Source organism: Flavihumibacter sp. CACIAM 22H1 (assembly GCF_001601815.1).
In the GTDB taxonomy this organism is placed as follows: Bacteria; Bacteroidota; Bacteroidia; order Chitinophagales; family Chitinophagaceae; genus Flavihumibacter.
This window is the reverse complement of the sequence record NZ_LUKG01000006.1, coordinates 107,421-118,722: the sequence shown is the minus strand read 5'-3', so window position 1 is coordinate 118,722 and position 11,302 is coordinate 107,421. Positions and strand designations below refer to the sequence as shown.

The 11,302-nt window shown below is 45.2% G+C and carries 11 protein-coding genes; 4 read left to right on the top strand and 7 right to left on the bottom strand.

Features of this window, described 5'->3' with window-relative positions:
- Positions 1-342, bottom strand: a 342-nt coding sequence (locus A1D16_RS03550; protein ID WP_290707847.1) for a D-alanyl-D-alanine carboxypeptidase, incomplete at its 3' end; no start/stop codon positions are given.
- 72 nt (positions 343-414) lie between these two features.
- Between A1D16_RS03550 and A1D16_RS03545 the strand changes: the two genes are divergently transcribed.
- Positions 415-1,692 carry a competence/damage-inducible protein A gene (locus tag A1D16_RS03545; protein WP_290707846.1) on the top strand — a complete coding sequence of 426 codons (1,278 nt, stop codon included), beginning with the start codon at positions 415-417 and terminating at the stop codon, positions 1,690-1,692.
- A 47-nt stretch (positions 1,693-1,739) separates the two neighbouring features.
- A complete protein-coding gene (locus A1D16_RS03540) occupies positions 1,740-3,113 on the top strand; it encodes a dihydrolipoamide acetyltransferase family protein (protein ID WP_290707845.1) in 1,374 nt (457 codons plus the stop codon).
- A 14-nt stretch (positions 3,114-3,127) separates the two neighbouring features.
- Here the strand turns inward: A1D16_RS03540 and A1D16_RS03535 are convergent, their stop codons facing one another.
- Positions 3,128-3,637: a phosphoglycerate mutase family protein gene (locus A1D16_RS03535; protein WP_290707844.1), complete on the bottom strand. Its 510-nt coding sequence runs from the start codon at positions 3,635-3,637 to the stop codon at positions 3,128-3,130.
- A 50-nt stretch (positions 3,638-3,687) separates the two neighbouring features.
- Here A1D16_RS03535 and A1D16_RS03530 point away from each other — a divergent pair, with 50 nt between their 5' ends.
- Positions 3,688-4,395, top strand: coding sequence for a hypothetical protein (locus tag A1D16_RS03530; protein WP_290707843.1), 708 nt, complete (start codon positions 3,688-3,690; stop codon positions 4,393-4,395).
- Here A1D16_RS03530 and A1D16_RS03525 read toward each other — a convergent pair.
- From A1D16_RS03525 to A1D16_RS03510, 4 genes are read right to left on the bottom strand one after another with little or no spacing between them, the layout of a single operon-like run.
- The gene (locus A1D16_RS03525; RefSeq protein ID WP_290707842.1) at positions 4,392-7,328 is read right to left on the bottom strand and encodes a prolyl oligopeptidase family serine peptidase; all 2,937 of its coding nucleotides are present in this window, start codon (positions 7,326-7,328) and stop codon (positions 4,392-4,394) included. The genes A1D16_RS03530 and A1D16_RS03525 overlap by 4 nt on opposite strands.
- A gap of 38 nt (positions 7,329-7,366) precedes the next feature.
- On the bottom strand, positions 7,367-8,236 hold the full coding sequence (locus A1D16_RS03520) for a DMT family transporter (RefSeq protein WP_290707841.1): 870 nt from the start codon (positions 8,234-8,236) through the stop codon (positions 7,367-7,369).
- The gene (locus A1D16_RS03515; protein WP_290707840.1) at positions 8,233-8,997 is read right to left on the bottom strand and encodes a polyprenol monophosphomannose synthase; all 765 of its coding nucleotides are present in this window, start codon (positions 8,995-8,997) and stop codon (positions 8,233-8,235) included. Before A1D16_RS03515 ends, A1D16_RS03520 begins: the two co-directional genes overlap by 4 nt.
- Before the next feature lie 26 nt (positions 8,998-9,023).
- Positions 9,024-9,794 (bottom strand): 3'-5' exonuclease, encoded by a 771-nt coding sequence (locus tag A1D16_RS03510; RefSeq protein WP_290707838.1) that lies wholly within the window; start codon positions 9,792-9,794, stop codon positions 9,024-9,026.
- A 275-nt stretch (positions 9,795-10,069) separates the two neighbouring features.
- Here A1D16_RS03510 and ytxJ point away from each other — a divergent pair, with 275 nt between their 5' ends.
- On the top strand, positions 10,070-10,399 hold the full coding sequence (gene ytxJ, locus A1D16_RS03505) for a bacillithiol system redox-active protein YtxJ (protein ID WP_290707837.1): 330 nt from the start codon (positions 10,070-10,072) through the stop codon (positions 10,397-10,399).
- On the opposite strand, the gene A1D16_RS03500 is transcribed toward ytxJ, so the two are convergent.
- On the bottom strand, positions 10,396-11,283 hold the full coding sequence (locus tag A1D16_RS03500) for a hypothetical protein (protein ID WP_290707835.1): 888 nt from the start codon (positions 11,281-11,283) through the stop codon (positions 10,396-10,398). The two genes, ytxJ and A1D16_RS03500, sit on opposite strands and share 4 nt — an antisense overlap.
- Between the last annotated feature and the right edge of the window lie 19 nt (positions 11,284-11,302).

The window sequence follows — 11,302 nt, the reverse complement described above, 5'->3', positions numbered from 1 at the left end:
CTTCAGCACCAGGTCGCCATTCAAACGGCCAGCAATAATTTCGCCGGTATAACCGATGCTTGTTTCAAATTTAAAATCCGGTCCTAATAGCGCCAGGCTAGTGATTGCAGTAAGCAGCTTCAGCGTGCTGGCAGGTGCCAGGCCAACCTGCTCCTGGTATTGGTAAATGGCTTTGCCGGTAGAGGCATCCAATACCGATACAGAAAGCAGGGCATGTTTCATCGTCGGATCCCGGACCACCCGCTCTACCTGTTGGTTCAGTTGGGTTGGAACCGACTGACATATTCCAATCATTCCTGTCAAAAGCCAACCAATCAAGCCCGTAAATTGTTTCCATGCCATGCGGCAATTTAGACAATATGGAAAAAACAGCCTAGCCGATTTGCCACTACCTTTATACATTGAAACAACTGTATGGAATTATTAACTGCAAGTATTATTACTATTGGAGATGAATTGTTGATAGGACAGGTTATTGATACCAATAGTGCCTGGATGGCGCAACAATTAAACCTCGCCGGTATTACCCTAAGCAGGCGCGTTGCGGTAGGCGATGAATGGAATGCAATCTGGACGGCCCTTGACCAGGAATTGAACAAAGCCGATATAGTTTTACTTACAGGGGGCCTGGGACCTACAGCAGACGATATAACCAAACCATTGCTCTGCGAGTATTTCGGAGGCAAACTGGTAATGAATGCAGAGGTGCTGGCCCATGTAACCCGGCTTTTTGAGCAGGTCTATAAACGCCCTATGATTGAACGTAATATCCGGCAGGCAGAGGTTCCGGACCTGGCACAAGTACTTCACAATGCGGTTGGCACGGCACCTGGCATGTGGTTTGAAAAAAACAATAAAATCGTTATCTCCTTGCCAGGTGTACCCCATGAAATGAAAGGGCTTATGACCAACGAAGTAATTCCCCGTTTATTAAGCCATTTTCAACCACCGGTTATCTTGCATCGAACCCTGTTAACTGCAGGTATTGGAGAATCCTTTCTGGCAGAGCGGATTCATTCCTTTGAAACCAATCTTCCGGCATCCATCCGTTTGGCCTACCTGCCCAATTATGGAATGGTGCGGCTTCGGCTCAGTGCTTCCGGTTATGAGAAAGAAAAAATCAGACAGCAAATCGATGAGCAATTTGCTGTTTTACAGGAACTGGTGGCCGATGTATTGGTTACCAATAAAGATGAATCAATGGACCAGGTCGTTGCCAATTTATTGTTGCAACGGGGCGAAACACTGGGAACAGCTGAAAGTTGTACCGGTGGTTATATCGCACAACTGATCACATCCGCCTCCGGATCAAGCCGTTATTTTAAGGGCAGTATAGTCAGTTATGCCAACCAGGTAAAAACCGACCTCTTAAACGTGCCCGAATCCGTACTTAATACGGTTGGTGCAGTAAGCGAAGAAACCGTGGTGCAAATGGCAAAAACTGCCCTGCAATCCTTAAAAACAGAATACGTGATTGCTACCAGCGGCATCATGGGCCCGGGTGGAGGAACTGAAGAAAAACCAACCGGTACGGTTTGGATAGCGGTGGGAAATGCGTCCGAAATAATGGCAAAAAAATTGCAATTCCGGTTCGACAGGCGCCGAAATATAGAATTAACTGCTACCAACGCACTAAACCTATTAAGAATTTTTATAATTAGTCGGGGAAACGGAAAAACTAACAGTCATTAACATTGATGGTGAATCCTTACCTTTGGCGCACAAATCATTGAACGCTTATGTCTCTAGTTGACCTGGTAATGCCGAAATTGGGAGAAAGTATTATGGAAGCTACGGTGTTGAAGTGGCTTAAAAACCCCGGCGATACCGTTAAACAGGATGAAACAGTCCTGGAGATTGCTACCGATAAAGTAGACAGTGAAGTACCCAGTACTGCAGATGGGGTTATCGAAGAACTGCTTTATCAACCCAATGACGTGGTTCCGATTGGTGCTGTCATTGCAAGAATCCGTACCAATGGTGAAGCTGCTTCTACAACAGGGGCTCCTGCGCTTGCTGCTACCGATAAAAAAGAGGAACCAGTGCTTACCGCCCAGTTGCCCCAACCAGTTGCCCAGGAAGAACCAACCAGTGCTCCGGTTACACCTACTACACATACCATACAAAGCAATGGAAACCGCTTTTACTCCCCCCTGGTGCTGAATATAGCTGCCAGTGAAGGCGTTTCGATGGCAGAGCTTGAATACATCCCAGGCAGCGGTAATGAAGGCCGTGTTACTAAAAAAGATATTCTTCAATTTGTACAGGATAAAAAAGCTGGAGTTACCAAAGCTCCTCCACCTGCGGAACCGGTGATTCGTTCCGGCACTGCGCCTGAAAACAAGCCCGTAATCAGCTCAGGGAACGGGAATATTGCGGAAAAACAAGCAGTCGGATACGGTCCCAATGTGGAGATCATTGAAATGGATCGCATGCGCCGTCTGATTGCCGACCATATGGTTAAAAGCAAACAAACCAGTCCGCATGTGACCAGTTTTACGGAAGCGGATGTAACCAATCTGGTGCTTTGGCGCGACAGGGTGAAAGCTCAGTTCGTGAAGCAGGAAGGCACTAAAATTACGTTTACGCCCTTATTTATAGAAGCCATTGTTCGTTGTATTAAAAAGTATCCTCTAATCAACAGCAGTGTGGAGGGGGATAAGATTATTGTAAAAAAAGACATCAATATAGGGATGGCTACTGCCCTACCATCGGGCAACCTCATTGTGCCGGTCATAAAAAATGCAGATCAGCTGAACCTGGTTGGATTGGCCAAGCAGGTAAATGCATTGGCAGATGCTGCACGTACCAATAAACTCAAACCCGAAGACACCCAGGGTGGCAGCTTTACCTTAACCAATGTGGGTACTTTTGGCAGCCTGATGGGCACCCCGATCATTCCCCAGCCACAGGTTGCCATACTGGCCGTAGGAGCTATTAAAAAACGCCCCGTAGTTATTGAAACAGAACAGGGCGATTCCATTGCTATCCGGCATATGATGTACCTGAGTATGAGCTATGACCACCGGATTATTGACGGAAGCCTCGGCGCAACTTTCCTTACGGCAGTAGCCCGTGAACTGGAGCATTTTGATGCACATCGCGAGTTCTAACACACACACATAGATCAATGCGGAGAGGGCTGACCATACTTGGATTGAACAAGTGTCAGCCTTTTCCCTTTTTTAGTAAGAATGTAAAGGTTATCGTAGGCCGTTTCGGGCAGATCTGTCAGTTGGTTATTGCCCAATAAACCATTTACCAGGTCATCGACCGTATTACTATGGCCAACAATTAAGGTATTTCCTTTCACCTGCTTCAACTGGCGGATGAAGACAGTATCCACTTTCGCATAGCTTTTAATGGTAAGCCCAAACTGCTCGGCAGTAGGCATGGCCGTTTGCTCGGTGCGGATTGTTTTGGTTGAAAAAACGGCGCTTATGTTTTTTGCTTTCAGGCGTTCCGCCAAAGCTTGTGCCCTTTGCTGCCCTTCGGGTGATAAGGAGGGGTTTCCCGGTGTTTGCATAGTGGCACCGGCCGCCGCCTGGGCTTTCTCCGCATGGCGCACTATATAATATTTCTGGCTGCAGGCCGTTAACAATACAGACAGGATCAGCACCGGAAGGACTTGTTTCATAAACATTGTTTTAACAGCAATTTTTGTAAATTAATACAAATTAGTTCACCATGAAAACATTATCCCAAACCTGGTTTGCTGAAGGATTTATTGATTTTGAACTGAAAAAATACACACTGCTGGCTTATCTTAAAGAGGTAAACAGTCAGTTCAATGAAAACAAGCTCTACCCCCAACTGGCCGATATTATTTTTCACTACAATAACCTGGTGCAGTTTCGCGAAAACAAAAAATTCCTGCAGGAACAATTTCCCAAGCGTCTTACAGGCATACAATTGGAAAAACTCCAACTCCTCTATGAACAGATGATTGAAGACGATGACGTAATGGAGGAACTGGAAAACATTATCCATTACTCCGCTTACAAGATGAAAGACACGATCCGAAACGGAACTGAACTATTCGAATTCGTAGAAGATAAAATCCAGATTGAGCCGGTAGGGCTTATTCCGCTAGACAATAAAGAAGGTTATTTTTTCCTGGCAAATGCCGCAAAAAAAGACACCCTTATTTACTACTACCGGTTAAGCATATTCGAAAAACACGATGAGCAATACCGGGCAATAAAAACTTCTTTTGTGGCCGAATGGCAACGTAGTATCAGCCATACGTTCGAACATATGAAGGGGCTCCTTATCAAAGAGAAAAAAGAGCTCCCCAACCCGGCTGTTTATACCATCCATTCAACCCATAGTTTTCCGGTAGAAGAAACCTTATTACCCATTGCCAAGCGCTGCCTTGTGCGATATATTTCTTAATAGCCGAGTCCCCAATCGATGCCTTTTAAAGTTGCAGGCACCCCTTCTTTCATCCATTTGGGAGCTGGCTGACCTTTCAGATAGTGGTCAAAGAACTGGGCCATCCGTATGGTCCAGTCTTTTCGGTTCCGCCTTTCGATAATACCATGTAGTTCATCATTGTAATTGATCATCCATACCGGTTTACCCAATCGTCTCAATGCGGTGAAATACTCAATTCCCTGGTACCAGGGCACTGCATCATCCTTATCGTTGTGCAGCATCAGCAAAGGTGTTTTGACTTTATCGGCTCGGAAAAGGGGTGAATTTTTGATATAGAGCGTAGGTTTTTCCCAAAGGCTTGCTCCTATCCTACTCTGGGTTTTTTCGTACTGAAACTGCCTGCTGATACCGGTTCCCCAACGTATACCCCCATACGCACTGGTCATATTACTTACCGGGGCACCTGCTTCCGCCGCAGCAAACTTATTAGTTCGGGTAATGAGGTATGCAATCTGATACCCTCCCCAGCTGTGCCCCTGCAGCCCCATTTTAGTTGAATCCACAAACCTGAATCTAGATAAATAATTGGCAGCTGATACTACTGAATTGTAGGCATCTTCACCGGGCTGTCCGGTTTTGTAATAAATGTTTGGATCAAATACCAGGTAACCATTGCTGGTGTAATAAGCTATATTAACAGAGGCTCTTACCGGCATTGGCTCAATATAATTATACCTGCGATCGGCATTTTTTTCATAGAAGTAAAAGATAACCGGATACTTTTTTGATGGATCAAAATTCTCGGGTTTATAGAGCAGGCCCTCACTTGTTTTTCCATCCAGCATTTTCCATTTATGCAGTTCAACAGTAAACCAATTATACTGCTCCTGTTGAGGATTAAGTGAGCTGACCGGGCGATAGGTTGCCGTATCACCCAGGGTAGTCAACCGGCCGGCATATAAATTCAAAGCAGCCGGACTTTGCTGAATAAAAAGCAGGTCCTCCGAAGTTTTTGCCTTAACTGCCCCATCTACAATAAAGGGATGAATCATTGAGCCGGCAGGCTGGTTCGTAAATGCAGTGCCGGTTACATAGGGCATCCAACCGTATCCTTTGGATGCATGATCAAATAATTGAAAGAGCAGGGTTTGACCGGTCGCAATAAATCGCTGGTCCCGATCCAGTTGTTCATTTCTTACCGTTACCTTATTTTTTCTGCCCCATCCATTGGTAAGCATAACCGGGGGTTGTTTCCCTGCAGGATCTACTTCCCAGACATCATATTTATCGTATACATAGAGTTTTTCATCGTCTTTTTTCCAGCCCATGATACCATGCGGCGGTGCGTCGGACGGAGTATCATGCTCCTCATCAAATAACGGAAACTTAATTGCCCGGGTAGCTACGGTTGAGGTACCCGTTATGCAGGAATAGGAAATCCATTGTTTCTGCAGGGCATCATACCAGACAATATATTTTCCCGCAGGAGAAATTCGTACAGAAGAGCGGCTGGCCCTGGCGCTGATCTGCACCCGCTGCCCTGTTCTGGTATCTACCCGGAACACACGAACAGCGCCATCCATTTTCCATTGCTGTTCTATTCTCAACCCTGCACTGCTCATACCTACCGCGTACTGCCCATTGCCTTCATCCGCAGGCAAAACAATTTCACAACTATCGTCTGCCAGTTGTATGAATTGTTTTTTTTCCAGGTCCCAAACAGAGAGCCAGCTCTTTTTAAGATCTGTTGCCAATGTTACCAGTTGTTGGGGCTGTAGATAATCGTCCTGGTAATTCCATACATCCAGCTTGGCCGTTTCGAAATCAACCAGCGAGGTATCTTTCACCGGCCGATCGGGGGCAAGTCCGAAAAAAAGACGTTTCCCGTCTTTGCTGAAATAAAGCGAAAAATCCGGGCTTATTACCTTTCCCTTACCAAGGTCAGCCATAGTACTGTTTAAAAGAGCTGTTGCTTTTGAAGTTCCCCGGGTATAATGATACAACTGGTAGTACTTACGCAACGCTTTGGCAGCACTGTCTTTCTGAACTACAAAAGCCAGTTGATCGCCCGCATCGGCGAACGCAAATAATTTTGCTTCCTGGAAAACGCGGTAAATGGTATCGGCCTTTCCTGTAAGAAAATCGAGCCATACTAAGCCTGCCTCAGACAAGGTATCACTGTTTTTTTTACTTAATTCAATAACGGCGGCCTGGCCATAATCAGCCAGCTTGTATTCCACTACCAGTTTATGCCTCCATTCTTTCCCCGTTGTCAGATCTCTAACTACTAATTCCGTTCCTTCATCCACCGTTTCCCGCTTTGGTTTGGTTGCTACCCCCCTGGCCGGCTGAAGAGATTGCATGCCCTTGATACGGGCTTCATTTGCCCGGTTTCTTAAACTATCTGCCACCAGGTTTAAACTATCTGCCCTGCGCAAGAGATCCTGCAATCGTGTAAGGGAGTCAACGGCATTTTCCTTTGGTAAGGCTGCAGGTTTCCATAAATGATAGGCCAGTATATTACCGGCTTTCTCCGGTAACTGGAAGGATTTTACATCCGGGATCCGCTGTTCATATCCCTTATCAAGCTCCAAAATATAGAGTGAATCTCTCGGTGTTTCATTGGGCCCTTTTTTGGCAATTTTCGCTTTTCTAAGCTCACTGAAAAAAGGTTTGATACGTGCTACCAAAAACCGGTTATTATGACTAAACGCTGCCTGGTATGCTCTGGGAACCCGCCATTTCCTGGCGTCTTTGGAGGATTGAATAACCAGTTCACCATCTCCTTCCTGAACATTTACTGTGTATGCCAGCCAGTTGCCATCCGCGCTCAGCAAGCGCTCTCCAATACTTTGCCATTGATCGTATACACTGTGATCCAGGGGCTTTTTCTGTGCCATCAAACTCGATGACAACAATAGTAGTACCAGTATCAAGGCATTGCTTCTCATGTATGTGCGGTTTAATTGCTAAAATAACACAATCCAACTTATGCTCTTTTTTTCCAAACACTAAAAAGCTGAATAAAAACCGCGGTCACAATCAATAAAAGCCCCACGTAAAAGGAAAGACCAAGGTATTCGTTCTCCTTAAACAGTAAAAAAGCCAGTAAAATACCATACACCGGCTCCAGGTTATAGCTTAGGTTTACGGTAAACGCCGACAAATGCTGCAAGGCATAGGAGGAGAGATAAAATGCCCACACCGTACAGAAAACCGCCAGTATCAGTAGCCAGCCAAGGTCCTGCAACCCGGGTATATAATTAGCGGCCGGAAAAAAATAATTATAAACAGGCAATAAGAGACTGAGCGAAAGAAAGCCCCCGGTAAGCTCATAGGTAACCAGGCTTTCTACCGAAATTTTTTGTAAAAGCTGTCGGTTTAATACCGGAAAAACGGCAGCCAGGAAAGCAGAAACAATTCCAATAAGGATGCCTGTTTTATACTTGCTGTCGAATTGAAAAATGATAAATATCCCGGCCATTACCAATAACCCCAGGCCAATTTCGCGCAAAGCCAGTTTTTTCTTTTCCAATACAGGTTCAACTAATGCCGTAAAAAAACCAATAGAAGAAAAGCAAACCAGTGTAACGGACACATTGGAATACTTGATAGCTCCATAAAAGCTGACCCAATGCAAAGCGGCAATAAGCCCGACACCGAAAATTCGTAGAATGGTTTTAAAGGGCAGAACGGGAACTGTTTTTTTTACTGACACAATCAGCCATAGAGCAAGGGCGCTAAATAATAAGCGATACCATACCAGTAAAGCTTCATTTAATGTAATCAGACGGCCCAGTACCCCGGTAAAACCAGCCAGCAAAACAGCCAGGTGTAACCGGATAAAAGCTGTTTTCATGCGGCAGCTTCCTCTCCTTCCGTATTTTTCATACGGTTTCGATAATCTTTAAACAGGCTTTCCCAGCGTAATCGCAACACTCCCAAAATTCCCTCTTTTACAATGCCTTTGTGCATTTTGGACACCCCGTATTGACGGTCTTCAAAAATGATCGGTACTTCTTTTATTTTGAATCCCAGCTTCCAGGATGCAAATTTCATTTCTATCTGGAAGGCATAACCGAGAAAACGAATTTCATCAAGGTTGAGTGCTTCCAGCACTTCCTTTTTATAACAGACAAAACCGGCAGTGGTGTCTTTAACCGGTATCCAGGTAATCAACCTTGTATAAAAACTGCCGCCTTTTGATAAAAATATCCGGTCCCAGGGCCAGTTAACGGTACCTCCTCCTTTTACCCAACGAGAGCCGATGGCCACATCTGCGCCGTCCTTAGCACAAGCCAGGTACAAACGTTGCAGGTCATTAGGATTGTGGGAGAAATCAGCATCCATCTCAAAAATATAGCGGTACCCTTTAGCCAATGACCATTTAAAGCCATGGATATAGGCCGTGCCCAAACCAAGCTTTCCGGATCGTTGCTCCAGAAATAACTGTCCGGGAAATACCAACTGAAGGGATTGTACGATATCAGCCGTTCCATCGGGGGAACCATCGTCAATTACCAGTACATGAAAATCCTGCTGAAGCGCAAAAATAGCATGCAGAATGGAAGAAATATTCTCCTTCTCGTTATAGGTAGGTATAATGACAATTTTTTCCACAGAATAAGATGGCCTAAGGTAAATGATTAACTTTTCTTCAGCAGGGTTCTATTCAATATTTCCGTTAATTTCTGTTTGGTATGCAGCGGAAAATCACCCTTCATCATCCAGTCGTAATATTGAGGTTCCGATTTCAATACCTCGGTTACCGGCCTTCCTTTATGTTTACCGAAATTGAAAACTTCTACTCCATTCTGAAAAACAAACCGGCGGGCAAAATCAACAATTTGCTCCTCCCCTATGAATTTAATGATCGAATCCACGGTATCGCCCAATTGCGGGTACCGGACAAGCTGTGCTTCCAATACCTCCCAGGTTGCTGTGGCATCTACTTCAGCACTATGCGCTCCGTCGAGCGTTTTATTACAATAGAATTTGTACGCTGCACTAAGGGTGCGTTGTTCCATCAGGTGAAAAATTTTCTGAACATCCAGCAGCCTGCGCGATCCTACTTCAAATTCTAATCCTGCGCGTAAAAATTCCTCTACCAACAGGGGAATATCAAACCTGTTGGAATTATAACCGGCCAGGTCGCAATTATCAAGAAACTGCTTCATTTCATTGGCTACCTGTCGAAAACTGGGCGCATCCCTGACCATTTCATCCGTAATGCCATGCACATCTGAAGCACCAACCGGTATGGGCATTTCCGGGTTAATCAGTTTTCGCTTAACAGTACGGCTATTATCTTTACCGATGCGTACGATTGCGATTTCCACGATCCGGTCTGTTCCAAGATTAGTTCCCGTTGTTTCAAGATCAATAAATGCGATAGGTTTCTGTAATTGTAAGGCCATGGCGCAAATGTACACTTATTGGGAGTTTGGCCAATCATCCCATTCCAGCATACCATAAATTATTATTAATTTTCATGCCTGATGGGGCAAATAAGCCCGAGACTGGAATTAGGTATGTAATTTGCAAATGAGTTCTAAAATTGGTTATCATGAAAAAGTTCTGGATAGTATTGGGAGTTGCTGCAGTATTAACTATTGGTATGACTGCCTGCACCACTTCAAGAGGAGGCTGTAAGGTTTCCTCCGGTATGGTTGGCTATTAAAATTAGTAGCAAATGCATTGGAACCCACTTAACAAACTGGAGCAACTGGAAGAAATCCGGCAAGCTTCTTTTACCCGTCCCCAGGTAATTTTCAAGCATAGTACACGCTGCGCCATCAGTTCCATGGCTAAAAACAGGCTGGACAAAGCAATTTTACCGGAAGGTGTTGAATTTCATTACCTTGACCTTATTCAATACCGGTCTATTTCAAATGAAATAGCTAAAAGTTTTGGGGTAGACCATGAGTCGCCCCAGGTATTGCTGATTAAGGAAGGCACTTGCATCTTTGATACCAGCCATTCGGGTATTTCCATGACAGTATTGGAAGAAGCGCTTCATTAGTTCTTCCGCGGATAAAAAAACAGCCTCAATTGTACCGGTAAACCGGCATTTTCACTCAAGGAATAAAACCCGGTAAGGTCATTTTTAAAAGCGATTGATTCGCCCTGCGGTTCCAGCATTACAGTAAGTGCGGCCGGCGCTCGCTTCAGCGCATCTGAAACCGTTTCTCCGCTTTTCTTTTTCCAGTAATAGATACCTGTATAGGTTCTTAGCAAAATCTCCTGGCCATCTTTACCCATCGCTGCTCCGGTAACTGTTTCCAGGTTGGTAACCCCCATAGCTTCTGCTGTATTCAGAGCAGTTGTTTGGTAGGGGTATTGAATTCTATAGATAGCAGCTGGCTTTTCTTTGGTAACTACCAGCAAGTCTTTGGTAGACGGATCAACCAGTATTGCCCCGGCATCGTGCGAAGCACCATCACTGTACCGGAACCGGATGGCCTCTACCTGGTTAACAGCGCTGGTACCGGGTGGTGGTTCTTCCAACCGATAAAATGCATATTCCGCATATTTGCGGTCATTATCGCCGGTTTCCGCAATATAGAGGTAATTTTTAGAGGGGTCGGGCCCTGGTCCCATTGCCAGGTCTTCCCAATCGCGGTTGGTAACGCCATTTATCGTTAGTGAAGGTTGCAGCACCCCGTCCTGTGAAACTCTTTGCAAAAGGGCCGCATTCCCCCCGTCTTCAATCATCCACAAAGAACCCGGGTAACTATAACTATCTGCCAGGCCTGAAACCTCTCCCGGAAAATCGCGGTGTAAAGCCACCCCGGTTGCTGCGCCGAAAATTGCCGGAGGGGCTTCATCCGGTTTCTTGGATTTTGAGCAGGCGATTAGCGAAATACACAGAAGTATTCCAAGGGGTTTAGGGTAAAAATGCAGCATATAAGTAAAATTAATCACT

Coding starts and splice junctions, on each gene's coding strand:
- A1D16_RS03525 (WP_290707842.1), bottom strand. CDS start 7,328: ATGAGAAGCAATGCCTTGATACTGGTACTACTATTGTTGTCATCGAGT.
- A1D16_RS03545 (WP_290707846.1), top strand. CDS start 415: ATGGAATTATTAACTGCAAGTATTATTACTATTGGAGATGAATTGTTG.
- A1D16_RS03500 (WP_290707835.1), bottom strand. CDS start 11,283: ATGCTGCATTTTTACCCTAAACCCCTTGGAATACTTCTGTGTATTTCG.
- A1D16_RS03510 (WP_290707838.1), bottom strand. CDS start 9,794: ATGGCCTTACAATTACAGAAACCTATCGCATTTATTGATCTTGAAACA.
- A1D16_RS03535 (WP_290707844.1), bottom strand. CDS start 3,637: ATGAAACAAGTCCTTCCGGTGCTGATCCTGTCTGTATTGTTAACGGCC.
- A1D16_RS03540 (WP_290707845.1), top strand. CDS start 1,740: ATGTCTCTAGTTGACCTGGTAATGCCGAAATTGGGAGAAAGTATTATG.
- A1D16_RS03520 (WP_290707841.1), bottom strand. CDS start 8,236: ATGAAAACAGCTTTTATCCGGTTACACCTGGCTGTTTTGCTGGCTGGT.
- A1D16_RS03530 (WP_290707843.1), top strand. CDS start 3,688: ATGAAAACATTATCCCAAACCTGGTTTGCTGAAGGATTTATTGATTTT.
- ytxJ (WP_290707837.1), top strand. CDS start 10,070: ATGCATTGGAACCCACTTAACAAACTGGAGCAACTGGAAGAAATCCGG.